The 24,115-nt window shown below is 68.7% G+C and carries 23 protein-coding genes; 12 read left to right on the forward strand and 11 right to left on the reverse strand.

Features of this window, described 5'->3' with window-relative positions; all coding sequences use genetic code 11:
- Positions 1 to 103: 103 nt before the first annotated feature.
- The 3 genes from QTI17_RS26900 to QTI17_RS26910 are packed head-to-tail and all read left to right on the forward strand — an operon-like array spanning position 104 to position 5,048.
- Entirely contained in the window at positions 104 to 3,049 is a 2,946-nt protein-coding gene (locus QTI17_RS26900; RefSeq protein WP_286536732.1) for an FAD-dependent oxidoreductase, read from the forward strand.
- Between the two features lie 5 nt (positions 3,050 to 3,054).
- Positions 3,055 to 4,317: a M20/M25/M40 family metallo-hydrolase gene (locus QTI17_RS26905; protein ID WP_286536733.1), complete on the forward strand. Its 1,263-nt coding sequence runs from the start codon at positions 3,055 to 3,057 to the stop codon at positions 4,315 to 4,317.
- Complete coding sequence (locus tag QTI17_RS26910; protein ID WP_286536734.1) at positions 4,314 to 5,048, forward strand: amino acid ABC transporter ATP-binding protein; 735 nt, start codon at positions 4,314 to 4,316, stop codon at positions 5,046 to 5,048. Before QTI17_RS26905 ends, QTI17_RS26910 begins: the two co-directional genes overlap by 4 nt.
- Position 5,049: 1 nt before the next feature.
- Here the strand turns inward: QTI17_RS26910 and QTI17_RS26915 are convergent, their stop codons facing one another.
- Entirely contained in the window at positions 5,050 to 6,258 is a 1,209-nt protein-coding gene (locus tag QTI17_RS26915) for a YVTN family beta-propeller repeat protein (RefSeq protein ID WP_286536735.1), read from the reverse strand.
- A gap of 129 nt (positions 6,259 to 6,387) precedes the next feature.
- On the opposite strand from QTI17_RS26915, the gene QTI17_RS26920 reads away from it, so the two are divergent.
- Complete coding sequence (locus QTI17_RS26920; protein ID WP_286536736.1) at positions 6,388 to 6,942, forward strand: sigma-70 family RNA polymerase sigma factor; 555 nt, start codon at positions 6,388 to 6,390, stop codon at positions 6,940 to 6,942.
- The gene (locus tag QTI17_RS26925; RefSeq protein WP_286536737.1) at positions 6,929 to 7,603 is read left to right on the forward strand and encodes an anti-sigma factor family protein; all 675 of its coding nucleotides are present in this window, start codon (positions 6,929 to 6,931) and stop codon (positions 7,601 to 7,603) included. The genes QTI17_RS26920 and QTI17_RS26925 overlap by 14 nt, the downstream gene beginning before the upstream one ends.
- 9 nt (positions 7,604 to 7,612) lie before the next feature.
- On the opposite strand, the gene urtE is transcribed toward QTI17_RS26925, so the two are convergent.
- From urtE to ppk2, 10 genes are all read right to left on the reverse strand, one after another.
- Positions 7,613 to 8,305 (reverse strand): urea ABC transporter ATP-binding subunit UrtE, encoded by a 693-nt coding sequence (gene urtE / locus QTI17_RS26930; RefSeq protein WP_286536738.1) that lies wholly within the window; start codon positions 8,303 to 8,305, stop codon positions 7,613 to 7,615.
- A 19-nt stretch (positions 8,306 to 8,324) separates the two neighbouring features.
- A complete protein-coding gene (gene urtD / locus QTI17_RS26935; RefSeq protein ID WP_286523266.1) occupies positions 8,325 to 9,200 on the reverse strand; it encodes an urea ABC transporter ATP-binding protein UrtD in 876 nt (291 codons plus the stop codon).
- Positions 9,197 to 10,426 (reverse strand): urea ABC transporter permease subunit UrtC, encoded by a 1,230-nt coding sequence (urtC, locus tag QTI17_RS26940; protein ID WP_286536739.1) that lies wholly within the window; start codon positions 10,424 to 10,426, stop codon positions 9,197 to 9,199. The genes urtD and urtC overlap by 4 nt, the downstream gene beginning before the upstream one ends.
- Positions 10,423 to 12,006 (reverse strand): urea ABC transporter permease subunit UrtB, encoded by a 1,584-nt coding sequence (urtB, locus tag QTI17_RS26945; protein ID WP_286536740.1) that lies wholly within the window; start codon positions 12,004 to 12,006, stop codon positions 10,423 to 10,425. Before urtB ends, urtC begins: the two co-directional genes overlap by 4 nt.
- An 85-nt stretch (positions 12,007 to 12,091) precedes the next feature.
- On the reverse strand, positions 12,092 to 13,360 hold the full coding sequence (urtA, locus tag QTI17_RS26950; RefSeq protein ID WP_286504981.1) for an urea ABC transporter substrate-binding protein: 1,269 nt from the start codon (positions 13,358 to 13,360) through the stop codon (positions 12,092 to 12,094).
- A gap of 92 nt (positions 13,361 to 13,452) precedes the next feature.
- A complete protein-coding gene (locus QTI17_RS26955; RefSeq protein WP_286536741.1) occupies positions 13,453 to 13,824 on the reverse strand; it encodes a DNA-binding protein in 372 nt (123 codons plus the stop codon).
- A gap of 13 nt (positions 13,825 to 13,837) precedes the next feature.
- Positions 13,838 to 14,476 carry a MarR family transcriptional regulator gene (locus QTI17_RS26960; RefSeq protein WP_286536742.1) on the reverse strand — a complete coding sequence of 213 codons (639 nt, stop codon included), beginning with the start codon at positions 14,474 to 14,476 and terminating at the stop codon, positions 13,838 to 13,840.
- Between the two features lie 35 nt (positions 14,477 to 14,511).
- Positions 14,512 to 15,363 (reverse strand): lipase family protein, encoded by an 852-nt coding sequence (locus QTI17_RS26965; RefSeq protein WP_286536743.1) that lies wholly within the window; start codon positions 15,361 to 15,363, stop codon positions 14,512 to 14,514.
- 24 nt (positions 15,364 to 15,387) lie between these two features.
- Entirely contained in the window at positions 15,388 to 16,431 is a 1,044-nt protein-coding gene (locus tag QTI17_RS26970; RefSeq protein WP_286536744.1) for an extracellular catalytic domain type 1 short-chain-length polyhydroxyalkanoate depolymerase, read from the reverse strand.
- Between the two features lie 60 nt (positions 16,432 to 16,491).
- On the reverse strand, positions 16,492 to 17,409 hold the full coding sequence (gene ppk2, locus QTI17_RS26975; RefSeq protein ID WP_286536745.1) for a polyphosphate kinase 2: 918 nt from the start codon (positions 17,407 to 17,409) through the stop codon (positions 16,492 to 16,494).
- 152 nt (positions 17,410 to 17,561) lie between these two features.
- Here ppk2 and QTI17_RS26980 point away from each other — a divergent pair, with 152 nt between their 5' ends.
- The 7 genes from QTI17_RS26980 to QTI17_RS27010 all read left to right on the forward strand — a co-directional run bounded on the left by QTI17_RS26980 (position 17,562) and on the right by QTI17_RS27010 (position 23,838).
- The gene (locus QTI17_RS26980; protein ID WP_286536746.1) at positions 17,562 to 18,575 is read left to right on the forward strand and encodes a transporter; all 1,014 of its coding nucleotides are present in this window, start codon (positions 17,562 to 17,564) and stop codon (positions 18,573 to 18,575) included.
- A 46-nt stretch (positions 18,576 to 18,621) separates the two neighbouring features.
- The gene (locus tag QTI17_RS26985; protein WP_286536747.1) at positions 18,622 to 19,476 is read left to right on the forward strand and encodes a 3',5'-nucleoside bisphosphate phosphatase; all 855 of its coding nucleotides are present in this window, start codon (positions 18,622 to 18,624) and stop codon (positions 19,474 to 19,476) included.
- Complete coding sequence (locus QTI17_RS26990; protein WP_286536748.1) at positions 19,476 to 20,411, forward strand: DMT family transporter; 936 nt, start codon at positions 19,476 to 19,478, stop codon at positions 20,409 to 20,411. The genes QTI17_RS26985 and QTI17_RS26990 overlap by 1 nt, the downstream gene beginning before the upstream one ends.
- Positions 20,412 to 20,499: 88 nt before the next feature.
- Positions 20,500 to 21,135, forward strand: a complete 636-nt coding sequence (locus QTI17_RS26995; protein ID WP_286536749.1) for an L-threonylcarbamoyladenylate synthase — start codon at positions 20,500 to 20,502, stop codon at positions 21,133 to 21,135.
- A gap of 41 nt (positions 21,136 to 21,176) precedes the next feature.
- Complete coding sequence (locus tag QTI17_RS27000; protein WP_286523281.1) at positions 21,177 to 21,848, forward strand: site-2 protease family protein; 672 nt, start codon at positions 21,177 to 21,179, stop codon at positions 21,846 to 21,848.
- Between the two features lie 7 nt (positions 21,849 to 21,855).
- Positions 21,856 to 23,181, forward strand: coding sequence for a tryptophan--tRNA ligase (locus tag QTI17_RS27005; RefSeq protein WP_286536750.1), 1,326 nt, complete (start codon positions 21,856 to 21,858; stop codon positions 23,179 to 23,181).
- 60 nt (positions 23,182 to 23,241) lie between these two features.
- Complete coding sequence (locus QTI17_RS27010) at positions 23,242 to 23,838, forward strand: LuxR C-terminal-related transcriptional regulator (RefSeq protein ID WP_286369234.1); 597 nt, start codon at positions 23,242 to 23,244, stop codon at positions 23,836 to 23,838.
- The last annotated feature ends 277 nt before the right edge of the window (positions 23,839 to 24,115 follow it).

The following is a 24,115-nucleotide window of genomic DNA, read 5'->3' on the forward strand; positions in this document are numbered from 1 at the left end:
GCCAGTCCTCGGTGAAAAATCGGGTGACGAAGTATTTGTATACGGTTAGTATACGTATACATTGAACCATGTCAAAGTGGTTTTTTTGCTTCGCACCGAATTCATGAGCGCCAGACTGACCCATTCCTCCATCGCAACCGGCGGACGCCCGATCCGCTTCTGGTACGACGGCCAGCCCGTCGACGGACTCGAAGGAGAGACCGTCGCCGCCGCGCTTGCGGCCAGCCACCTGCGGCAGCTGCGGCCCACGCGCGACGGCGGTAGGCGCGGCCTCTACTGCGGCATGGGCGCCTGCTTCGACTGCCTGGTGACGATCGACGGCCAGGCCAGCCAGCGTGCCTGCCTGACCAAAGTGGCGCACGGCCAGCAGATCCGCTCGACGATGCCGGCCGGGATGCCGGAAGATCCGCTGATGCCCCTGGCACCCGATGCGGGGGCCGAGCCGGCGCAGCGCGAGGTCGACGTGCTGGTGGTCGGGGCCGGCCCGGCTGGCCTGTCGGCGGCCCTCGCGGCCCGGCGCGCCGGGGCCCGCGTGCTGGTGCTCGACGAACGGCTGCAGTCCGGCGGCCAGTTCTACAAGCCGCTGGCGCCGTCGCACCGGGCCGCCAGCCCGCCCGACCGGCAGTTCGCGGACGGCCTCGCGCTCGAGCGCGAGGTGCTCGCCTCCGGCGTGGCAATCCATCAGGGCGCCCAGGTCTGGGCGGCTTTCTCGCCGAACGAAGTCAGCGCCCTGATCGACGGCCGGGCCACCCACATCCGCTGCCGGCAACTGGTGATCGCGCCCGGCGCCTACGAGCGGCCGGTGCCCTTCCCCGGCTGGACCTTGCCGGGCGTGATGACGACGGGCGCCGCCCAGACCCTGGCACGCGCCTACCGGGTCGCGCCAGGCCGCCGCGTGGTGATCGCCGGCAACGGACCGCTGAACCTGCAGCTCGCAGCCGAACTGCTGGCCGGCGGCGCCGAGGTCGTGGCGGTGCTCGAATCGGCCAGCCGCCCGAGCATGCGCGACTGGCGGCAGCTGCTCGCTGCCGCGCGCACCGCGCCCGATCTGTTGCGCCGGGGCTGGAGCTATATGCGCCAGCTGCGCGCCCGCAACGTGCCGCTGCTGTGGGGCCATGCGGTGGTCGCAGCCGAAGGCACGGATGAACTGCAGGCCGTGCAGGCCGCTCGGCTCGACGCCTACGGCGCAGCCACGCCCTCCCCGGCGCTGCGTTTCGAGGCCGACACGCTGTGCCTGGGCTACGGCTTCATCCCCTCGACCGAACTGGCGCGCATGCTGGGCTGCGAGCACCGCGTTGCCGAGCGGCACCTCGGCTACCTCGCGACAGTCACAGGCGACGACGGGGCGACCAGCCTGCCGGGTGTGTTCGTGGTCGGCGACGGTGCCGACATGGGCGGCTCGCGCGTGGCCCTGGCGCGCGGCACGCTGGCCGGCGTGGCGGCGGCGCGCAACCTCGGCCTGCGGGCGTCCGACCCGTTGAAGGCGCAGGGCCGGCTGCGCCAGGCCGAATGCTTCCAGCAGGCGCTGTGGTCGCTCTACGAAGCGCCGCCCGTCGCGCTGGCCGCGGTCAGCGACGACACGCTGCTGTGCCGCTGCGAGGAGATCAGCTTCGGCTCGGTGCGCGAACAGATCCGCGCCGGCCGCGACACGCTCGCCGCGCTGAAGCGCAACACGCGGCTCGGCATGGGACGCTGCCAGGGCCGCTATTGCGCGGTCACGGCGGCGAAGCTGGTCAGCGAGATGACGGGCCGGCCGCTCGAGGTCGAGCAGTACTTCGCGCCCCGGCCGCCGGCCAAGCCGGTGCCGGCCGGCGCGCTCGGCTTCGAGAAGCCCGAATGGGGCGGACACAAGCCCGCGATCACGCCGAACCTCGCTCGGCCGGTCGAGCACGCCCCCTTCGGCACGGTCCGCACCGACGTGCTCGTGATCGGCGCCGGCGTGCTCGGCTCCTGCCTGGGCTACTACCTGTCGAAGGCCGGCCAGGACGTCACCGTGGTCGATCGCGACGACGTCAACCTGCAGGCCTCGGGCGCCAACGCGGGCAGTCTGCACGTGCAGCTGCTGTCCTTCGACTTCGGTGCCAAGGCGCAGCAAGGCGGCGGCCCGGCCGCGGCCACCCTGCCGCTCGGGCCGATGTCGGTGCGGCTGTGGCAGGCCATCGAGGCCGACTGCGGCGAAGACCTCGAGATCAAGATCACCGGTGGCCTGATGGTGGCCGACAGCGAGGCCGGCATGCGCTTCATCGAGGCCAAGGCCGCGCTCGAACGCAGCCACGGCATCGATGCCCAGGTGATCGACGGCAGCGAACTGCGCCGGCTCTCGCCCGCCCTGTCGGACCAGCTGCTGGGCGCCGAACTGTGCCCCATGGAGGGCAAGATCAATCCGCTGCGCGCGACCTACGCCGTGGCGACACGCGCCCAAGCGCAAGGCGCTCGCTTCCTGCGCGGCTGCGACGTGCGCGACATCGAGCGGCTGCCCGGCGACGGCGCCGGCTTCGTGGTCCACACCTCGCGCGGCACGATCCACGCGGGCCGCGTGGTGAACGCCAGCGGCGCATGGTCGAGCACGGTCGGCGACATGCTCGGCGTGAAGATTCCGGTCAAGGGCGCGCCGCTGCAGATGATCGTGACCGAGCCGGCCCCGCCGCTGGTCAACCACCTGATCGCCCACGCCGACCGCCACCTGAGCCTCAAGCAGGCGGCCACCGGCGGCCTGATCATCGGCGGCGGCTGGACCGCCGCCTTCCACGAAGGAATGCGATTGAACCGCGCCGAGCGCGCCAGCATCGAGGGCGGCCTGTGGGTGGCCCGGCAGGTTCTGCCGGCCGTCAGCGGCCTGCACATGGTGCGCTGCTGGGCTGGCATGAACGTCAACATCGACGGCGCGCCGATCATCGGCGGCGTGCCTGGCCTGCCCGGCTTCTACAACGCGGTGACCTCGAACGGCTACACGCTGGCGCCGGTCACCGCCCGCCTGGTCGCCGACCTGATCGTGCACGGGCGCACCGACATCGACATCACCCCTTTTTGCATCGACCGCTTCCTTTGACCCCCATGACCGACCGTTCATCCGCGCGCGCCGTGCTGCGCCAATACATCGACACCCATTTCGACCAGCAGGTCGAGACCCTGGCGCGGCTGGTGCAATGCCCCTCCGACAACCCGCCCGGCGACTGCGCGCCGCACGCCGAACTCACGGCGCGGCTGCTCGAAGCCATGGATTTCGAGGTCGAGCGCCACCCGGTGCCGGCCGGATTCGCGCAGCAGCACGGCATGCGCAGCGTGACCAACCTGATCGTCCGCCAGCGCTTCGGCGACGGGCCGGTGGTGGCGCTCAACGCCCACGGCGACGTGGTGCCGCCCGGCGCGGGCTGGACCGGCTCACCCTACGGCGGCGAGGTGCGCGACGGCTGGCTGTATGGCCGGGGCGCGGCGGTGTCGAAGTCGGACTTCACCACCTACGCCTTCGCCCTGCGAGCGCTCAAGGCGCTGCGCGCGTCGGGCACCGCGCTCGCCGGCACGGTCGAGCTGCACCTGACCTACGACGAGGAGACCGGCGGCATGACCGGCCCCGGATGGATCCTGTCGCAGGGCCTGAGCCGGCCGGACTACGTGATCTCGGCCGCCTTCTCGCACCACGTGGTGGTGGCCCACAACGGCTGCCTGCATCTGGAAGTGACGCTGCGCGGCAAGTCGGCGCACGCGGCGCGGCCCGACACCGGCACCGACGCGATCGAGGCCGCGGCCACCTTGCTGCCCGCGCTGTACCGCCATCGCGACCGGCTGGCCGAGCGGCCTTCGCAGATCCCCGGCATCACGCACCCGACGCTGGTCGTCGGCCTGATCGAGGGCGGCATCAACACCAACGTGGTGGCCGACACCCTGACGTTGCGAATCGACCGCCGCATCGTGCCGGAGGAAGTGCCCGAAGCGGTCGAAGCCGAGCTGCGCCAGGTGATCGAAGACACCTGCCGTGCGTTGCCGGGGATCGCGGTCGAGATCCGGCAGATCCTGCTGGCACGCCCGTTCGCGCCCGCGCCCGGCGCCAAAGAATTCGCCGATCTGATGTGCCGCGAAGCGAGCGCCGTGATGGGCAAGCCCGTGACGCCGATCGGCGTGCCGCTCTACACCGATGCCCGCCTCTACAGCGAAGCCGGCATCCCGACCGTCATGTACGGCGCCGGGCCCGAGTCGCTGCTCGAGGCCAACGGCCATCGCGCCGACGAGCGCGTACCGCTCGACGAACTGCGGCGCGCAACGGTCGTGGTCGCCAACACGCTCCTGCAACTCCTGACCCAGCCAGAGGAAACCCGATGATCGAAATCAACCAGGTGAGCAAGTGGTACGGCGCCTTCCAGGTGCTGACCGACTGCACGACCCGCATCCAGAAGGGCGAGGTGGTGGTGGTCTGCGGCCCCTCGGGCTCCGGCAAGTCGACGCTGATCAAGTGCGTGAACGCACTGGAGCCGTTCCAGCAGGGCAAGATCGAGGTCGATGGCGTGTCGGTCGGCGACCCGAAGATCAACCTCAACCGGCTGCGCTCGCGCGTCGGCATGGTGTTCCAGCACTTCGAGCTGTTCCCCCACCTGTCGATCGAGCAGAACCTGTCGATCGCCCAGGTCAAGGTGCTCAAGCGCTCGGCCAGCGAAGCCCGCACCCGCTCGATGGCGCTGCTCGAACGGGTCGGCATGAAGGCCCATTCGCACAAGTATCCGTCGCAGCTCTCGGGTGGGCAGCAGCAGCGCGTGGCGATCGCGCGCGCCCTGGCGATGGACCCGATCGCGATGCTGTTCGACGAGCCCACCTCGGCGCTCGACCCCGAGATGGTCAACGAAGTGCTCGATGTCATGGTGCAACTCGCCCGCGAGGGCATGACCATGATGTGCGTCACCCACGAGATGGGCTTCGCGCGCAAGGTGGCCCACCGCGTGATCTTCATGGACCGCGGCAGCATCGTCGAAGACTGCGCCAAGGAGGAGTTCTTCGGCAACCCGGCCGCGCGCTCGGACCGGGCACAGCAGTTCCTGTCGAAGATCCTCCAGCACTGAGCTACTGCACCGTCACCCGCGCCATCATGTACGGGTGCACCGAGCAAACGTAGTCGAACACGCCGGCCTGGGCGAACACGCGGCTGAAGCTCTGCCACGGCAGCATTTCCGTGGTGCCCGGCGCGCCGTCGTTGAAGGCCAGGCCGTGCGGGGCGCCGTCGTCGTTGGTCCAGGTCACGCTGTCGCCGGCGTTGATGGCGAGTTGCGCCGGACCGAAGGCGAAGTTGTTGATCGAGACCTTCGCGCTGCCGCCAACGGCGCGGTGCTGCACCGCCACCTTGCGCGGCGCATTGCCCGCCGGGATCGTGACCACCGGGCCGCCCGCGAGGTCGACCAGGCTGACGTCGTTCGATCCCTCGTTGGTGACCAGCACCTTCTTGCCGCCCGGCAGCATGTCGACCCAGTGCGGCTGCTTGCCGACCGCGATGCTGCCGGTCGGCGCCTGGGTCGCCGGGTCGAACAGCATCAGCTCGCCCGGCCCCTGCACCACCACCACGCCGGAGCGCGCGCCGGCGAAGAGGTGCGCCACGTGCGGGGAGACGCCGGTCGGAATCTGCATCAGCGGCTTGCTCGATGCCGTGTCGAAAACCTGCACCGCGCTGAGGCCGGCCATCGTCACATAGAGCACCTTTCCGTCGGGACTGAGTTCGAGGTCGCGCGGCGTCTTCTCGAGCGGCACGCTCGCCGCCACCGCGCGCGTCGGCAGGTCGATCACCACCAGCGCAAAGCTGCCGGGCGCCTGCGACGACACGTAGGCCCTCTTGCCGTCCGGAGACACGGTGAGCGTGTGCGGCTTGGCGACCGGCACGGTCGCCGCGACCGCATGGGTGGCGGCGTCGACGAACGCGACCCGGTCCTCGCCGTTGACGGCCACCAGCAGCCAGCGGCCGTCGGGCGTCAGGGCCAGGCCCTGCGGCCCCTTGCCCACTTCCACGGTGTCGACGATGCGGTCGGTGGCGGTGTCGATCACGCTCAGGCTGGAGGCACTGGCGCCACTCACGAACACCTGGCGATCGTTGCGGCCGACCGCGATGCCGTCGGGCCCGGCGGCCACCGGCACGGTCGCGATCAGGCGCTGCGAACCGGTGTCGATCACGCTGACCGTGTTGTCCTTGAAGTTGCCGACATAGGCCTTGGGACCTGCGGCGAAGGCGGGATTGGCCAGCATCAGGGCGGCCAGTGCGGTGGCGAGGATCGGATGACGCTTCATGGGGGGCTCCTTGAAAACGGGGAAAGGATCAGAATCGCAATGGGCATGACGCAGCCGGCGTCCCGGCTATTCCCGGAATTCGCGGGAATAAGCAGCGGCCCCGGTCCGTCAAGCAAGGGAAGGAACCCGTTGAACGACCGCACTCGTCGATTCGAAGCCGCGGCCCTGCCGCACCTGCCTGCCGCGTACAACCTCGCGCGCTGGCTGCTGCGCGACGACCGGCAGGCCGAGGACGCCGTGCAGGAGGCCTATCTGCGCGCCTTCCGCTTCTTCGACGACCTGCGCGGCGATGCGGCCCGCCCCTGGCTGCTGGGCATCGTGCGCAACGCCTGCTACGACTGGATGCGCCAGCACCGCCACCTGGCCGACCAGGTCGAGTTCGACGAGCTGCGCGACAGCGGCGACGCTGCAGCGGCGTTCGGCGACCCCGCGCTGGCCTGGGAACGGCAGGCCCGCGGCCAGCGCGTCGATGCCGCCATCGAAGCCCTGGCGCCGCCGTTCCGCGAGGTCATCGTGCTGCGCGAACTGGAGGAGATGTCGTACGAGGACATCGCGCGCGTCGCCGGCATTCCGATCGGCACCGTGATGTCGCGGCTGTCGCGGGCCCGGGCCCTGCTGCGCACCGCGCTGCAGGCGGAAGTGCCGCATGAATCGAAGCAAGGAAGGCGTGATGCAAGCAGTTGACGACGACGACGAACTGGGGGCGCTGATCCGGCGCGAGGGCACCCGCCACGCGCCGTCCGCGGCGCTGGCCGATCGGATCCGGGCCGACCTGCGGGGTCGGGAGGCGCCTGCGCCGGGCGCCGGCCGATCGTTCCCGGCCCGCTGGCTGCAGGCCCTGGCCCTGTTCGGCGCCGGCGCCGCCACGGCCTGGGGCCTGGCGCTGGCGCTGCTCGTGGCGCCGGTAGCGGACGCGACCAGTGACGCGCTCACCGACAGCCATGTGCGCTCGCTGATGGGCACGCACCTGGCCGACGTGGCCTCCTCCGACCACCACACCGTCAAGCCCTGGTTCGCCGGCAAGCTGGACTTCTCGCCGCCGGTGATCGACATGGCGTCCGACGGCCTGCCGCTCACCGGCGGCCGGCTGGACTATGTCGACGGGCATCCGGTCGCCGCGCTGGTCTACCGTTCGGGCCCGCACGTGATCAACCTGTTCGTCTGGCCCGCGGCCGACGCCAGGGCCCGCGCTCCGCAGTCGGTGGTGAAGCGCGGCTACAACCTGGTGCACTGGACCGAGGCCGGGATGCAGGCCTGGGCGGTGTCGGACCTCAATGCGGCCGAGCTGCAGGCCTTCGCGGCGCTGGCCCGCGAGCGGATGGCGCAGGGCACCGCGACCCGCTGATCAGATCGATCAGATCGCCACCAGCTGGCGCACGCCCTGGGCTTCCATGTCCTTGCCGAGGCCGCGCGCGATCACCTCGCCGCGCTCCATCACGAGATAGTCGTCCGCCAGCTCCTGTGCGAAGTCGTAGTACTGCTCGCACAGCACGATCGCCATGTCGCCGCGGTCGGCCAGCATGCGGATCACGCGGCCGATGTCCTTGATGATGCTCGGCTGGATTCCTTCGGTGGGCTCGTCGAGGATCAGCAGCTTCGGCTTGGGCGCCAGCGCACGCGCGATCGCCAGCTGCTGCTGCTGGCCGCCCGAGAGGTCGCCGCCGCGCCGGTTCAGCATCTGCTTGAGCACCGGGAACAGCTCGTAGAGTTCGGGCGGGATCGGCGTGCCGCCCGACTTGTAGGCCAGGCCCATGCGCAGGTTCTCCTCGACCGTCAGGCGGGCGAAGATCTCGCGGCCCTGCGGCACGAAGCCCATGCCGGCGCGGGCCCGCTCGTAGGGCGTCTTCTTCTGGATCGGCGCGCCGTCGAACTCGATGCTGCCGCTCTTGATCGGCACCAGGCCCATCAGCGACTTGAGCAGCGTGGTCTTGCCGACGCCGTTGCGGCCCAGCAGCACCGTGACCTTGCCGAGCCGGGCTTCGAAGCTGACGTCGCGCAGGATGTGCGAGCCGCCGTAGTACTGGTGGATGTTCTTGACGCTGAGCATGGTCTTCTTTCCTTCCTGGTCAGCGGCCGAGGTAGACCTCGATCACCCGCTCGTCCGCCTGCACTTCGTCCAACGTGCCCTGCGCCAGCACCGCGCCGTCGCACAGCACGGTGACGATCTCCGAGATGGTCCGGATGAAGCTCATGTCGTGCTCCACCACCATCAGCGAGTGCTTGCCCTTCAAGCTCAGGAACAGCTCGGCCGTGCGGGCCGTCTCCTCGTCGGTCATGCCCGCCACCGGCTCGTCGAGCAGCAGCAGCTTCGGATCCTGCATCAGCAGCATGCCGATCTCCAGCCACTGCTTCTGGCCGTGGCTCAGGTTGCCGGCCAGGCGCAGCACGCTGTCTTCGAGGTGGATGGTGTGCAGCACCTCGGCCAGCCGGTCGGCCTGCGCCGAGTCGAGCCTGAACATCATCGAGGCCTTGACGCCCTTGTCGGTCTTGAGCGCCAGTTCGAGGTTCTCGAACACCGTCAGGTGCTCGAACACGGTCGGCTTCTGGAACTTGCGGCCGATGCCGAGCTGCGCGATCTCGGCCTCCTTGTGGCGCAGCAGGTCGATGGTGCTGCCGAAGAACACGGTGCCTTCGTCGGGCCGCGTCTTGCCGGTGATGATGTCCATCATCGTGGTCTTGCCCGCGCCGTTGGGGCCGATGATGCAGCGCAGCTCGCCGGGCGCGATGTCGAGCGACAGCTTGTTGATCGCCTTGAAGCCGTCGAAGCTCACGCTGACGTCTTCCAGGTAGAGGATGCGGCCATGCGTGACATCGACCTCGCCGGTCGCATGCCGGCCGTAGCCCGCCGCGCGGCCGCCGGATTCGGTCTGCAGCGCCTGGTCGATGTGGTGGGCATGCCGCGCCACGCGCTCGGCGCCGGCTTCCATCAGGTCGGGGGTCATGCGCGGGCTCCCTTCGGTTCGACGCCAGCCAGGGGCGGCGGGGTCGGCGCCACGGCCGCCGGCTCGACGCCTTGCTCCACCGCCATCGATCGCCGGGCCTCGCGCCGGCCTTCGCTCGGCGCCTTGGCCCGGGCCATCCACTTCCTGACCAGGCCGACGATGCCGTCGGGCAGGAACAGGGTGACGGCGATGAACAGCGCACCGAGGAAATAGAGCCAGTATTCGGGATAGGCCACCGTGAGCCAGCTCTTCGCGCCGTTGACGATGAAGGCGCCGATGATCGGTCCGATCAAGGTCGCCCGGCCGCCGACCGCGGCCCAGATCGCGATCTCGATCGAGTTGGCCGCGCTCATCTCGCCCGGGTTGATGATGCCGACCTGCGGCACGTACAAGGCACCGGCCACGCCGCACATGATGGCCGAGATGACCCAGATCGTGAGCTTGTAGCCGAGCGGGTTGTAGCCCGAGAACATGACCCGCGTCTCGGCGTCGCGAATGGCCTGCAGCACGCGGCCGAACTTGCTGCCTATCAGCCACTTCGAGAACAGGAAGAAGCCCAGCAAGGTCAGCCCGGTGAGCGCGAACAGCGTCATGCGCATCTCTTGCGTCTGGATCGGGATGCCCAGGATGCGCTTGAAGTCGGTGAAGCCGTTGTTGCCGCCGAAGCCGGTCTCGTTGCGGAAGAACAGCAGCATCGCGGCGAAGGTCATGGCCTGCGTGATGATCGAGAAATACACGCCCTTGATGCGCGAGCGGAAGGCGAAGAAGCCGAACACGAAGGCGATCAGGCCCGGCACCGCGACGATCAGCACCAGGGTGGCGATGAAGCTGTCGCTGAAGGTCCAGTGCCAGGGCAGCGTCTTCCAGTCGAGGAAGACCATGAAGTCCGGCAGGTCGCTCTTGTAGTTGCCGTCGCGGCCGATCTGGCGCATCAGGTACATGCCCATCATGTAGCCGCCGAGCGCGAAGAACATGCCGTGGCCGAGCGACAGGATGCCGGTGTAGCCCCAGATCAGGTCCATCGCCAGCGCGCAGATGGCGTAGCACATGATCTTGCCGACCAGCGCCACCGCGTAGTCGCTCATGTGCAGCGCGCTGCCGGCGGGCACCATGATGTTGAGCACCGGCGCCAGCGCGCAGACCGCGATCAGGGCGACGAAGAAGACGGTCCAGCCCTTGCCGCTCAACAGCGGCCCCTTCGAAGGTAGTACTGCTGCTTTGCTCATGCCTCTGCGCTCCGGCCTTTCATTGCGAAGATGCCCTGCGGACGCTTCTGGATGAAGATGATGATGAACACCAGCACCGCGATCTTCGCGAGCACCGCGCCGGCCCAGCCTTCGATGAACTTGTTCAGGATGCCCAGGCCCATCGCGGCGTAGACGGTGCCCGCGAGCTGGCCGACGCCGCCCATCACGACCACCATGAAGGAGTCGACGATGTAGCTCTGGCCGAGATCGGGCCCGACATTGCCGATCTGGGACAGGGCGCAGCCCGCCAGCCCGGCGATGCCCGAGCCGAGTGCGAAGGCGTAGGTGTCGATGCGTGCCGTGTTGACGCCCATGCAGGAGGCGATCGGCCGGTTCTGCGTGACGCCGCGCACGAACAGGCCGAGCCGCGTGCGGCCGATCAGCCAGCCCATCGCCAGCAGCACCAGGCCCGCGAAGATGATGATGCAGATGCGGTTCCAGGGCAGCACGACGTTGCTCAGCATCGTCAGGCCGCCACTCATCCAGGACGGGTTCTCGACGCCGACGTTCTGGGCCCCGAAGAGTGATCGCACCAGCTGCTGCAGCATCAGCGAGATGCCCCAGGTGGCCAGCAGCGTCTCGAGCGGCCGGCCGTACAGGAAGCGGATCACGCCGCGCTCGAGCACCGCGCCGACCAGCGCCGAGGCCAGGAAGGCCACCGGGATCGCCGCCACCAGGTACCAGCCGAAGGCCGACTCGGGGAAGTAGCGCTGGAAGATGCCCTGCATCACGTAGGTGGCGTAGGCGCCGATCATCATCAGCTCGCCGTGCGCCATGTTGATCACGCCCATCAGGCCGTAGGTGATCGCCAGGCCGAGCGCCGCCAGCAGCAGCACCGAGCCGAGGCTGATGCCGCTGAAGATCGCGTTGATGCGGTCGCCCCACACCAGCGAGCCGTCGATGCTGCGGATCGAGGCCGCGATGGCGGCCTTGACGTCGGCCTCGGTTTCGTCGGCCAGGCGCTGGTTCAGCAGCAGCTTGGTCTCGGGGCTGCGGCTGGCGCCGAGGTCGCTGGCGGCGGCCAGGCGCTTGTCCTTGTCGGTGCTGCTGAGCATGCTGGCGGCGCGCACCAGTTCGAGCTGCGCCTTGATCTTCGGGTTGGCCTCGGCGGCCAGCGCCTTCTCGACCAGCGGCAGGCGCGATTCGTCGGGCTCCTTGAAGAGCGCCTGCGCGGCCTCGGCGCGCACCGCGTCGTCCTTGCTGGTGAGCTTGAGGGCGGCCTGCGCGGCATCCAGAGCGCCGCGCATCATGTTGTTGTTGACCACGTCCTCGGCGTCGTCGGGCAGTTTCTGCTCGGCGCCGGTGACCGGGTCGAAGGCCTTGTCGTCCTTGATGACGAACACCTTGTCGGCCGTGAACTTGACCGCATCGTCCGACATCGCCTGGATGAAGGCCGAGGTCTTCTCGTCGGCGGTGGCGACCGCCTTGTTGAGCGCCGCGATGCGGGCTTCGGATTCGCCCGAGGCGATGGCCTTGGCCTCGTCGGCGGTCAGCGCGTGGGCCATGCCGGTGACCAGCAGGCTGGCAGCGAGAGCGGATGAAAGAAGAGTCCGGAGCATAGGCGGGCCGGTGAGGAAGAACGAAAGGGCGAAGACAGGCTCCGCAATGAAGCGGCGCGCCGTGGCGCGCCGCTTTCAGGTCAACTTACATCGACTTGCCGGACGGGTAGTCGGGCTTCTTGTCGTTGCCTTCGATGAACGGGCTCCACGGCTTGGCGCGCACCGGGCCCGGCGTCTTCCACACCACGTTGAACTGGCCGTCGGCCTTGATCTCGCCGATGAACACGCTCTTGTGCAGGTGGTGGTTCTTCTCGTCCATCTTCGAGACGATGCCCGAGGGTGCGTTGAAGGTCTGGCCGGCCATCGCGGCGATCACCTTGTCGGTGTCGGTGCTCTTGGCCTTCTCGACCGCCTGCTTCCACATGTGGATGCCGATCCAGGTGGCTTCCATCGGGTCGTTGGTCAGCGGCTTGTCCTTGTGGCCCGGGATGTTCTTGGCCTTGGCGTAGTCGCTCCACTGCTTGATGAAGGCCGTGTTGGTCGGGTTCTTCAGGCTCATGAAGTAGTTCCAGGCCGCCAGGTGGCCGACCAGCGGCTTGGTGTCGACGCCGCGCAGTTCTTCCTCACCGACCGAGAAGGCCACCACCGGCACGTCCTTGGCCTTCAGGCCGGCGTTGCCGAGTTCCTTGTAGAAGGGCACGTTGGAGTCGCCGTTGATGGTCGACACCACGGCCGTCTTGCCGCCGGCCGAGAACTTCTTGATGTCGGCGACGATGGTCTGGTAGTCGCTGTGGCCGAAGGGCGTGTACTTCTCGTCGATGTCGCTTTCCTTCACGCCCTTGCTCTTGAGGTAGGCGCGCAGGATCTTGTTGGTGGTGCGCGGATAGACGTAGTCGGTGCCCAGCAGCACCCAGCGCTTGGCGCCGCCGCCTTCCTTGCTCATCAGGTAGTCGACCGCGGGGATCGCCTGCTGGTTGGGCGCGGCGCCGGTGTAGAACACGTTCTTGCTGAGCTCTTCGCCTTCGTACTGCACGGGGTAGAACAGCAGGCCGTTCATTTCCTCCAGCACCGGCAGCACCGACTTGCGCGAGACCGAGGTCCAGCAGCCGAAGATCACCGACACCTTGTCCTGGCCCAGCAGCTGCTTGGTCTTCTCGGCGAACAGCGGCCAGTTGGAAGCCGGGTCGACCACCACGGGCTCGAGCTTCTTGCCCAGCACGCCGCCCTTGGCGTTGATGTCGTCGATGGCCATCAGCACCGTGTCCTTCAGCACGGTCTCGGAGATCGCCATCGTGCCCGACAGCGAGTGCAGGATGCCGACCTTGATGGTGTCCTGCGCGAAGGCAGGCACGGCGGACAGGCTCGCGAGAGCGACGGCGGCGGTCATCGCCTTGAGTGTGAATCGACGTTGCATGGTGGCTACCTTCTCCTGGTTTGGTTGGAACGATGGAGAGAGTCTGCGCACCGGTGGCCGGGGCGGAAATACGCCGGGTGGCGTACAGGGACTTAGGCGCGCAGGAGTTGGGGATGGCTCTGCGCGAGGTGACGTTGCAGAATGAAGAACAGGTTCCGGCCCTGGGCCGAACATTCGGCCACCATGTCGCCGGTGACGACGTCGCCGGTGTAGTCGTTCGAATTTCTCTTGCGACGCAACGCGTCGAGCACGATCCACGCCTCAGTGGGGATGCCCAAGGTCAGGGGCAAGGTCTGGATCAGGGTTGCATGGTGGCCCGGCTCGCTGGTCGAGGGGCGGTAGCCACTGGCCATCATCGCGGCCAGCGCGCATTGCATGACCGCCTTGTAGGCGGCATCGAATCGGGTTTCGTCACTGATTTCCGCGACGCCCGCATCGGACAGATTGCGCTCGATCGCGGCCAACAAGCGCTTGATCTCAAGCGCGGTGGCTACGTGCGTCTTGAGCTTTCCGATGCTCGACAAGTTGTGCAAAGTCATCCTCGTTCCCCTTCAGCCATATCTTGGGGCCCGCGGCGACACTGAGGGCAAAGCCTTCCCCTTGTTTCAGCTTTTCGGCAAATTCCGCCACGCCAATCGGAGAGGGATTGACCTCCCTTCCCAGTTCGACCTGTGCATCGGCCAGCGCCACCGCCAGATCGGCAAAGCCAGCGCGCCCGAGGACCATCACATCGACGTCGCTGCGAGCACTCTCGGTGCCGGACGCGACCGAGCCGTAGACGAAGGCCAGCGAAACGCCATCGCCGAGTGCGGCCAACGCGCCTTTCAGAACATCCGCCAGGCCCGCCGTTTTGCGAAGCAAGCCCGCCAGTTCCTGGAACACAGGGCTTTGGGCGTTGGCCTGGTAGTGCACCTGCCGCCCGACTTCGGTGCGCCGCAGCAACCCCGCGGCGCTCAGTCCGCGGAGCTCCCGATGCAACGAACCTGGTGAAGCGCCGGCCGCGCGGGCCAGTTCGCGCACGTGCAGTGCCCGTTCGGGATGCAAGAGCAAGGTCGCCAGGACGCGCGCGCGCGTGCGGCCGAGCAGATATTCAGCGGTTCCTGTCATGTTCTCCATTTTGCTTCAATTGAAGCGATTTTGAGAACAACGAGTCAGACGAAGAACGACCGTGCGTAATTGATCGGCGCGTGGTCCGCCAGCTCGCGCAGCAGCACCGACCCCGGCCGCCAGGCGTGTTCGGCCGCGTAGCGGGCGCGGCCCTGGAGCCGGTCGGCCTCGATCTCGGACGGGCTCGGGTCGTCCACGCAGACGCCGTCGAGGCAGCGGATGTAGCGCACGGCCCCGGCGTGGGCATAGAAGGACAGCGCCGGCGGCAGCTGCGTGACCACGTCGCAGCCGTCGACGATGCGCATCACGTGCAGCTCGGCCAGCGCGGCGACGAAATCGGCATCGCCGACCCGGGGCGAACCGAGCGTCACGGTCAGGGCCGGCTGCAGCACGGTGGCGGCCAGGGTGGCGAGCGCCGCGCCCAGGCTGTGGCCGGCCAGGATCAGCCGGCTGTGCTGCCGCGCCTCGCCGCCCAGCCAGTCGCGCACCTGCGGCAACACCGACCGCGCGGCCTTGGCGAATCCGGCATGCACGCGGCCGCCGCTTTCGTTCCATTCGGTCTGCTGGGCCTGCAGGTTGGTCGCCAGGTGACGGATCTCGTCGGGCTGCGTGCCGCGGAACGCGATCAGCGCGGTGCCGTCGCCTGCGTTCGAGGTGCCGAAGGCGAAGGTGGCGTGGTCCCTGAAGAAGACCGGCGCACCGAAGCCGGCGCTTCCCAGCGCCTCGGCCAGCCGCAGCCGCTCGGCTTCCGACTCTTCGGCGCGGTAATAGGCCAGCCGCGCCGCTTCGACCGCCCATTGAACGGGCGTGTGGGCGCGCTCGGTCTCGAACAGCGTCGGGTGCCGCTCGGGCGTGTAGAGCGCGGCCCGGCTGGCGTCGTAGGCAATGGTGGGCATCGGCACGTTCCGGGCAGATCGGCGCTAGGGGCTCGCCATGGTGCGCCGGAACTGGCGCGCCGCAAAGGCCCACACCAGTTTCGAGGCATCGGGCCCGGCCGCGTCGGTGAAGCGCATGCTGGAGGCGCCGCCGCTCCAGGCATGGCCCAGCCCGGCGATCTCGCACAGCGTCACAACGGCCTGACCGGCGCGCACGAAGTCGGTGACCCGCATCGGATGCCGCTTGCCTCGCTGCAGCACCCGCACGGCGCCGGGCCGGCCGCCGGTGGCCACGGCCCAGACCTCGGCGCTGCTGCCGGCGTTGCTGGGCGCCACGACGCTGTCGGCCTCGCCATGCAGGATCAAGAGCGGCGGCAGCGTGCCGAACACCGCCGCGGCACCCATCGCCTTGCCGACCGCGGTGGCCGGCATCGGCGGCACATGCCGCCCGCGCATGGCACCCAGCGCCGTGGCCGGCGACTTGGCCGCACCCGGCGCCACGCCCGAATGCATGGCCACCGCCCGGAATCGCAGCGGATAGCGGGTGGCCAGCAGCGCCGCCATGCTCGCGCCGGCAGACAGGCCGGCGACCGCCACCCGCTCGCGATCGGCCGGATAGAGCAGCAGCACCTGGTCGATCGCGGCCATCAGGGTGGCGGCCTCGGCATCGGCCTTGCCCGAGCGGCGGTCATACCAGTTCCAGCAGCCCTGCGCGTTGGCCAGGCGATCCTGCTCCGGGTAGAGGACCAGGAAGCGCTCGCGGTCCGCCACCCGGTTCATGCGGGTGGCGATCGCGAATTCGCGTCCGGTCTGCGCGCAGCCGTGCAGCATGACCATCAGCGGCAGCTTCTCGCCGGGCTGCAGCTGGAGCGCTGGCGGCCGATAGAGGTGGAATGCCCGGGCCCCGGCCGGTCCCAGCGCCGCGCCCGCGATCCAGTCGCCAGGCCCCGGCGGCGGCTTGAGCTGCTGCGCCGCAGCATCGCTGACCCGCCGGGCGATGCGTTTGCCGCTGCCCAGCGCAACCTTGGTCAACGCCTTCAGGTTGCGCTCGTAGGCGCGCGTCAGGGGGGAAAGGGAGCGGCGGGACATCGTTGCGGACACGGTAGCAGCTTCGCCCCCGCCCAGCTACCGCCACCGAAAAGGAACGGATCAGTACCTTTCCGGCACGTACATGCTGGCTGGCACCGGATGGCGCAGGTAGTCGGCGTTGCGCACCCGCGCCGGCAGCTCGACCGGCGGATGCGGCACATCGTGGTAGGGCATCTGGCCCAGCAGGTGGCTGATGCAGTTCAGGCGCGCCTTCTTCTTGTCGACCGCCTGCACCACCCACCACGGCGCCTCGGGAATGTGGGTGCGGTCCAGCATCGTTTCCTTGGCCTTGGTGTACTCCTCCCACCGGCGGCGCGACTCCAGGTCCATCGGGCTCAGCTTCCACTGCTTCAGCGGGTCGTGGATGCGGCCTAGAAAGCGCATGTGCTGCTCCTCGTCGGTGATCGAGAACCAGTACTTGATCAGCTTGATGCCCGAGCGCACCAGCATCCGCTCGAAGTCGGGCACGGTGCGGAAGAACTCCTCGTACTCTTCGTCGGAGCAGAAGCCCATCACCCGCTCGACGCCGGCGCGGTTGTACCAGCTGCGGTCGAACAGCACCATCTCGCCGGCCGCCGGAAGGTGCGCCACGTAGCGCTGGAAGTACCACTGGGTGCGCTCGCGATCGTTCGGCGCCGGCAGCGCCGCCACCCGGACCACCCGCGGGTTGAGCCGCTGCGTGATGCGCTTGATGACGCCGCCCTTGCCGGCCGCGTCGCGTCCCTCGAACAGGATCACGACCTTCTGCTTGCTGTGCTGGACCCAGTCCTGCAGCTTGACGAGTTCGCCCTGGAGCCGGAACAGCTCCTTGAAGTAGGCCTGCCGTCCCGCCTTGTCGGTCATGGTTCCCGACTCGAGCTCGTCGAGGTTGCGGTCCTCGAGCTCGAGCTCGATCTCCTCGTCGTAGCTGTCCACCAGGTCGCGGGCGATGCGTGCCATCAGTTCGTCATGGTCGCCGAGGGTGCTGGGAAGGGTCATGGTCTTCTCTGAAGGTGGCAGGGGGCAGTCCCCCCATGCTGCAGCCGCCGGATGACGATTGCGTGACAGAAAGTACGCCAATCCGGCGCCGTCACATGCCTGACACACACGGTCCGCACCATCGGCACGACTCCCACCATGCCCCTCGCTCCATGAATTCGATCGCTGGCGCCTACGGCAGCGACGAGGCCGGCCTGATCTGCGGCTACCTGTTCGACGCCGCCGCCGCCGCCCCGGTCCGCGCGGTCGATTCCGCCCAGGCCGCCGACTGGCTGGCCGCGGGCACGCCCCCCGAGGCCTACATGTGGCTGCACTTCAACCTGAGCCATGCCCAGGCCGAGCGCTGGCTGCAGCGCCACGCCGGCCTGTCCGACCTCTTCTTCGAGACCCTGAAGGAAGGGCTGCACTCGACCCGCATCGAGCGCGCCGACGACTCGCTGATCGCGGTCATCAACGACGTCCACTTCGACTTCAGCTTCGAACCCTCGGACATCTCGACCCTGTGGATCAGCGTCGGCCCGCGGCTGGTCGTGACCGCCCGCAACCAGCCGCTGCGCTCGGTCGACGCGCTGCGCACCGCGGTGAAGGCCGGCGACGCGCCGCGCTCCAGCACCGAGCTGCTCGAGCACCTGCTGCGGGTGCAGGCCGACGTGCTGGTGCGCATCGTGCGCGGCGTGACCTCCCGCATCGACGACATCGAGGACGCCCTGCTGGCCGGCCGGCTCGATCACAAGCGGGCCCGGCTGGGGATGCTGCGGCGGGTGCTGGTGCGCTTGCAGCGCCTGCTGGCGCCCGAACCGGCGGCGCTGTTCCGGCTGCTGCAGAGCCCGCCCGCATGGATGAGCGAGCCCGACGCCCAGGAGCTGCGCGGATCGACCGAAGAGTTCTCGGTCGTCCTGCGCGACATGGGCGCGCTGCAGGAACGCATCAAGCTGCTGCAGGAGGAGATCGCCGACAACGTCAACGAGGACAACAACCGCAGCCTGTTCGTGCTGACCGTGGTGACCGTGCTGGCCCTGCCGATCAACATCCTGGCCGGCCTGTTCGGCATGAACGTCGGCGGCATCCCGCTGGCGGAGCACAAGCACGGCTTCTGGATCGTGGTCGCCATCGTGATGACCTTCACCGCCATCGCCGCCTGGGTCGCGTTCAGGAAGAAGCGCTGAAACCGAGCTCGCCGCAAGCCATTCCGAGAAAGAATAAACTCGTGCGGTGACCTCCATCCTCAACGCCGACCTGCACTGCCACTCCGTGGTGTCGGACGGCACGCTGACGCCCGAGGCACTGGCCGAGCGCGCCGCCGCCAACGGGGTCGAGCTCTGGTCGTTGACCGACCACGACGAGATCGGCGGCCAGCACCGGGCCGCCGCCGCCGCCCGCGCACACGGCATGAAGTACCTCACGGGCACCGAGATCTCGGTCACCTTCGCCGGCGAGACCGTCCACATCGTCGGGCTGGGCTTCGACCCCGACGACGCCGCCATCAGCCAGGGTCTCTACGACACCCGCGGCGGACGCGGCAAGCGGGCCCAGGAAATGGCCGAAGGCCTGGCCAAGGTCGGCATCCACGGCGCCTACGAGGGCGCGCTGCGCTTCGTCGGCAACCCCGAACTGATCTCGCGCACCCATTTCGCCCGTTTCCTGGTCGAGGCCGGCCATTGCCGCGACACCGCCGAGGTGTTCCGCAAATTCCTGACCGAAGGCAAGCCCGGCTACGTGCCGCACCGCTGGGCCACGCTCAAGGATGCCGTGCAGTGGATCACCGCGGCCAAGGGCATGGCCGTGATCGCCCATCCCGGCCGCTACAAGTTCACGGCCAACGAGGAATACGCCCTGTTCGTCGAGTTCAAGGCTCATGGCGGCCAGGCGATCGAGGTGGTCACCGGCAGCCACACGCCGGCCGAGTACGTCGAGTACGCCGACAAGGCGCTCGAGTTCGACTTCGCCGCCTCGCGCGGCAGCGATTTCCACAGCCCCGACGAAAGCCATTGCGACCTCGGCAAGCTGCCTCCGCTGCCCGGCAAGCTGACGCCGATCTGGGACTTGCTGGCCCACCGCATCCAGTGATGGCGTCGGCGAGCGAGGCGACCGCCGGCAGGAGCACGCGCGACCTGGAGTCCGAGCGGATCCTGGCCGGCATCGGGCTGGTGCTGCTCGCGGTCGCCTGCTTCGCCACGCTGGACACCGCCACCAAGCTGTCGACCGCGGCGGTGCCGATCCTGATGGGCGTCTGGGTCCGCTACATGTTCCAGGCGGTGGCGACCACGCTGGTGCTGCTGCCGCGCCACGGCACGGCGCTGCTGCGCACCCGCCATCCGCGCTACCAGCTGCTGCGCGGCGCCCTGCTGCTCGCCTCGAGCACGCTGGCCTTCTTCAGCCTGCGCTACATGCCGCTGGCCGAGTTCACCTCGATCGTGCTGATTGCGCCGCTTGTGATCACGCTGCTCGCCGCCACCACGCTCAAGGAGCACGTGTCGCCCCTGCGCTGGACGCTGGTCGCGGGCGGCTTCGCGGGCACGCTGGTGATCCTGCGCCCGGGCGGAGACGCCTTCAGCTGGGCCATGTTCCTGCCGATCGGGCTGGTGCTGACCAACGCCTGGTTCCAGGTGCTGACCAGCAAGCTGGCGCAGACCGAGAACCCGCTCACGATGCACTTCTATACCGGCTGGGTCGGCGCGCTGCTGGCGTCGTTCGCACTGCCTTTCGTCTGGACCGCGCTGCCCTCCTGGCACTGGTGGGCCCTGCTGTGCCTGATGGGCTTCATGGGCACGGTCGGCCATTTCATCCTGATCCTGGCCTACCAGCGGGCCCCCGCCTCCACCCTGACACCCTACCTCTATGCCCAGATCGCCTTCGCGATGCTGGGCGGCTGGGTCATGTTCTCCTATGTCCCGGACCGCATTTCGCTGATCGGCATGGGCCTGATCGCAGTCTGCGGGGCGGCCGGCGCCTGGCTCACCGTCCGCGAACGCCGGGTGCCCATCGAGCCCGCCGAATCATGAGCCGCCGGGCCGCTCCCAAGGCGAATACCGAAGCGCTGCTGCGCGAAGGTTCACCAGTGCCCCGCCGCCAGGCGGCAGAATCGACCCCATGGCCCAGTTCTTCGAAGTCCACCCCGACAACCCCCAGCAGCGCCTGCTGAAGCAGGCCGCCGCCCTGCTGGCGCGCGGCGAGATCGTCGCCGTCCCCACCGATTCCAGCTACGCGCTGGCCTGCCACCTCGACGACAAGGACGCGGTCGACCAGCTGCGCCGGATCCGCCAGGTCGACGACAAGCATCACCTGACGCTGATCTGCCGCGACCTGAGCGAGCTGTCCAACTACGCCCGGGTCGACAACAAGCAGTACCGGCTGCTGAAGGCGGCCACGCCAGGCCCCTACACCTTCCTGCTCGAGGCGACCAAGGAGGTGCCGCGCCGGGTCAGCCATCCGCAGCGCAAGACCATCGGCCTGCGGGTGCCCGACCATCGGGTGCTGCTCGAACTCCTGACCTTGCACGGCGAGCCGCTGCTGGCGACGACGCTGATCCCGCCCGGCGAGACCGAGGCCATGAACGACCCGACCCAGATCCGCGAGCGCTTCGAGAAACAGATCGGCGGCGTGATCGACGCCGGCGCCTGTCCTTCCGAGCCGACCACCGTGGTCGACCTCACGCCCATGGGTGCGGGCGGCGAACCGCTGCTGGTGCGGCAGGGCCGCGGCCCGCTGGCCGTGCTGGGCTTGTGAGTCTCGCAAGGGACATCCGGACCGTCTGAGACAATCCGGCGGTGGATATTTCAAATCTCATCCAAACCGTCCTGATCTACGCCTTGCCGGTGGTCTTCGCGATCACCATCCACGAAGCCGCCCATGGCTACGTGGCGAGGTATTTCGGCGACAACACGGCCTACGTGATGGGCCGGGTCACGCTCAACCCGATCAAGCACATCGACCCCATCGGCACCATCCTGATGCCGCTGCTGCTGTATTTCGCCACTTCGGGCGCCTTCCTGTTCGGCTACGCCAAGCCGGTCCCGGTCAATTTCAACCGCCTGCGCCATCCCAAGCGAGACATGGTCTGGGTCGCGCTGGCCGGGCCGGCCTCCAACTTCTTCCAGGCGATTCTCTGGGCGCTGTTCCTGGTCGGCCTGGTCGGCGCCGGCATCAATGAAACCTTTTTCATCAAGATGGCCCAGGGCGGCGTGCTGGTCAATCTCGTGATGTGGGCCTTCAACCTGTTCCCGCTGCCGCCGCTCGACGGCGGCCGCGTGCTGGCCGGCCTGCTGCCGCGCGGCCGCCCCCAGGAGTTCCTGGCCCGCATCGAGCCCTTCGGCTTTTTCATCGTGATGGGCCTGGTCATCGCCGGCGTCGTCAGCACCTGGTGGCTGAGCCCGCTGATGGCCTTCGGCTACCAGGCCATCTCGCTGCTCCTGAGCCCGCTCACCGCCCTCATCCGCTGAACTTTCCATGGCCCTGCTTCCCGACACCCCCATCCGCTACCTGACCGGCATCACCCCCAGCGGCACGCCGCACCTGGGCAACTACGTCGGCTCGATTCGCCATTCGGTGCGCTTCAGCCGGCGCGACGACGTCCAGAGCTTCTACTTCCTGGCCGACTATCACGCGCTGATCAAGACCGACGAGCCGGCACGCATCCAGCGCTCGACGCTCGAGATTGCCGCCAGCTGGCTGGCCTGCGGGCTGGACCCGGAGCGCGTCACCTTCTACCGCCAGTCCGACATTCCCGAAATCCCCGAGCTGACCTGGTTCCTGACCTGCGTCACCGGCAAGGGTCTGCTCAACCGCGCCCATGCCTACAAGGCGCAGGTCGACAAGAACGCCGCCCGCGGCGAGGACCCGGACGCCGACGTCAGCGCCGGCCTCTTCATGTACCCGGTGCTGATGGGCGCCGACATCCTGATGTTCAACGCCCACAAGGTGCCGGTGGGCCGCGACCAGGTCCAGCACATCGAGATGGCGCGCGACATGGCGCAGCACTTCAACCATCTCTACGGCGAGCACTTCACGCTGCCCGGGGCCGAGATCGACGACTCGGTGGCGACCTTGCCCGGCCTCGACGGCCGCAAGATGAGCAAGAGCTACGACAACACGATCCCGCTCTTCACGCCGCGCGCCCAGTTGCAGAAGCTGATCAACGGCATCGTGACCGATTCGCGCGCGCCGGGCGAACCCAAGGACACCGAGGGCTCGGCGCTGTTCCAGATCTACCAGGCCTTCGCCGACGACGAGGAGACCGAGAGCCTGCGCCAGGCCTTCGCCGCCGGCATCGCCTGGGGCGACGCCAAGCAGCGGCTGTTCGAACGCATCGACCGCGAAGTCGCGCCGATGCGGGCCCACTACGACGCCCTGCTCAACGACCCGGCCCAGATCGAGCGGATCTTGCGCGCCGGCGCCGAGAAGGCGCGCGCGCTGTCGCGGCCCTTCATGGAGGGCGTGCGCCACGCGGTCGGCCTGCGCAACCTGGCCAGCCACGATCCGGCGGTGGCCCGCAAGGCGGCCAAGGTGGCGCGGCCTGGCTTCAAGCAATACCGCGACAGTGACGGCCTTTTCTATTTCAAGTTGCTCGACGCCAGTGGGGTCCAACTGGTACAAAGCCGGGGGTTCGCGTCGCCGCAGGAGGCGGGCCGCGCCATCGGCACCTTGCGCCAGCAGCGCGCGGACGGCCTGGCGCAGCTCGCCGCGCAGCTTGAGCCACTGGACAACGAGAGTATGCGTGCGGCTTCGGCCGCACTGGAGGCGCTTGCTGCAGCCGATGCGGCGAGCGAGGGTTGAAGTGAGTCAATTTCCCGCGGCGATGGGCAGCGCCCGACCCGCGGACACTGCGAGTAAATCATGAGTATCTATGTCATTGACGACCACCCCCTGATGCGCGACGCGATCGTGATGGTGCTGCGGCGCCTGCGGCCGGCCGAGAACATCGTCGAACTCGAGCGCCTCGACAAGCTGGCAGCGGCCGTCAAGCAGCACGGGGCACCCGGCCTGTTCTGCCTCGACCTCAAGCTGCCGGACACCACCGGCGTCTCGGGCGTCGTGGCGGTCAAGCTGGCCTACCCGGACGTGCCGATCGCGGTCTATTCCGCCTCGCCCTCGGCCGACATGGAAGAAGCCTGCATCGAGGCCGGCGCCGACACCTACATCGAGAAATCGGCCAGCTCGGCCGAACTCACCGCCGCGCTGCGCGGCCTGCTGATGGCCGACACCGACGCCGAAGAGCCGGTGGCCGCCGCCAACAGCAAGCTGTCGAAGCGCCAGACCCAGCTGATCGCCATGCTCGACCAGGGCATGAGCAACCGCGACATCGCCACCGAGCTCGACATCAGCGAGCACACGGTGAAGGTGCACCTGTGGCGGCTGTTCCGTCGCCTCGGCGTGAAGAGCCGCACCCAGGCGCTGCACCACGCCCGCACCAACGGGCTTCTGTCGGGTTAACCAGCCCCCACGCTCCTCACTGCGTGTGTCGCTGCCCCCCGAGGGGGTGCAGGCCGCCTTGGGGCGGCCCGGCGTCGGCCTAGCCAGCCCCCACGCTCCTCACTGCGTGTGTCGCTGCCCCCCGAGGGGGCGCAGGCCGCCTTGGGGCGGCCCGGCGTCGGCCTAACCAGCCCCCACGCTCCTCACTGCGTGTGTCGCTGCCCCCCGAGGGGGCGCAGGCCGCCTTGGGGCGGCCCGGCGTCGGCCTAACCCAGCCCCCACGCTCCTCACTGCGTGT

This window comes from Variovorax sp. J31P179 (assembly GCF_030316985.1).
Classification (GTDB): domain Bacteria; phylum Pseudomonadota; class Gammaproteobacteria; order Burkholderiales; family Burkholderiaceae_C; genus Variovorax; species Variovorax ginsengisoli_B.

What these genes read in the sequence shown, in the direction of transcription:
- QTI17_RS26900 (WP_286536732.1), top strand. Translation starts at nt 104, where the DNA reads ATGAGCGCCAGACTGACCCATTCCTCCATCGCAACCGGCGGACGCCCG.
- QTI17_RS26965 (WP_286536743.1), bottom strand. Translation starts at nt 15,363, where the DNA reads ATGCCCACCATTGCCTACGACGCCAGCCGGGCCGCGCTCTACACGCCC.
- QTI17_RS26910 (WP_286536734.1), top strand. Translation starts at nt 4,314, where the DNA reads ATGATCGAAATCAACCAGGTGAGCAAGTGGTACGGCGCCTTCCAGGTG.
- urtB (WP_286536740.1), bottom strand. Translation starts at nt 12,006, where the DNA reads ATGCTCCGGACTCTTCTTTCATCCGCTCTCGCTGCCAGCCTGCTGGTC.
- QTI17_RS26970 (WP_286536744.1), bottom strand. Translation starts at nt 16,431, where the DNA reads ATGTCCCGCCGCTCCCTTTCCCCCCTGACGCGCGCCTACGAGCGCAAC.
- ppk2 (WP_286536745.1), bottom strand. Translation starts at nt 17,409, where the DNA reads ATGACCCTTCCCAGCACCCTCGGCGACCATGACGAACTGATGGCACGC.
- QTI17_RS26995 (WP_286536749.1), top strand. Translation starts at nt 20,500, where the DNA reads ATGGCCCAGTTCTTCGAAGTCCACCCCGACAACCCCCAGCAGCGCCTG.
- urtC (WP_286536739.1), bottom strand. Translation starts at nt 10,426, where the DNA reads ATGAGCAAAGCAGCAGTACTACCTTCGAAGGGGCCGCTGTTGAGCGGC.
- QTI17_RS26960 (WP_286536742.1), bottom strand. Translation starts at nt 14,476, where the DNA reads ATGGAGAACATGACAGGAACCGCTGAATATCTGCTCGGCCGCACGCGC.
- QTI17_RS26905 (WP_286536733.1), top strand. Translation starts at nt 3,055, where the DNA reads ATGACCGACCGTTCATCCGCGCGCGCCGTGCTGCGCCAATACATCGAC.
- QTI17_RS27010 (WP_286369234.1), top strand. Translation starts at nt 23,242, where the DNA reads ATGAGTATCTATGTCATTGACGACCACCCCCTGATGCGCGACGCGATC.
- QTI17_RS26915 (WP_286536735.1), bottom strand. Translation starts at nt 6,258, where the DNA reads ATGAAGCGTCATCCGATCCTCGCCACCGCACTGGCCGCCCTGATGCTG.
- QTI17_RS27005 (WP_286536750.1), top strand. Translation starts at nt 21,856, where the DNA reads ATGGCCCTGCTTCCCGACACCCCCATCCGCTACCTGACCGGCATCACC.
- urtE (WP_286536738.1), bottom strand. Translation starts at nt 8,305, where the DNA reads ATGCTCAGCGTCAAGAACATCCACCAGTACTACGGCGGCTCGCACATC.
- urtA (WP_286504981.1), bottom strand. Translation starts at nt 13,360, where the DNA reads ATGCAACGTCGATTCACACTCAAGGCGATGACCGCCGCCGTCGCTCTC.
- QTI17_RS26925 (WP_286536737.1), top strand. Translation starts at nt 6,929, where the DNA reads ATGCAAGCAGTTGACGACGACGACGAACTGGGGGCGCTGATCCGGCGC.
- QTI17_RS26990 (WP_286536748.1), top strand. Translation starts at nt 19,476, where the DNA reads ATGGCGTCGGCGAGCGAGGCGACCGCCGGCAGGAGCACGCGCGACCTG.
- urtD (WP_286523266.1), bottom strand. Translation starts at nt 9,200, where the DNA reads ATGACCCCCGACCTGATGGAAGCCGGCGCCGAGCGCGTGGCGCGGCAT.
- QTI17_RS26980 (WP_286536746.1), top strand. Translation starts at nt 17,562, where the DNA reads ATGAATTCGATCGCTGGCGCCTACGGCAGCGACGAGGCCGGCCTGATC.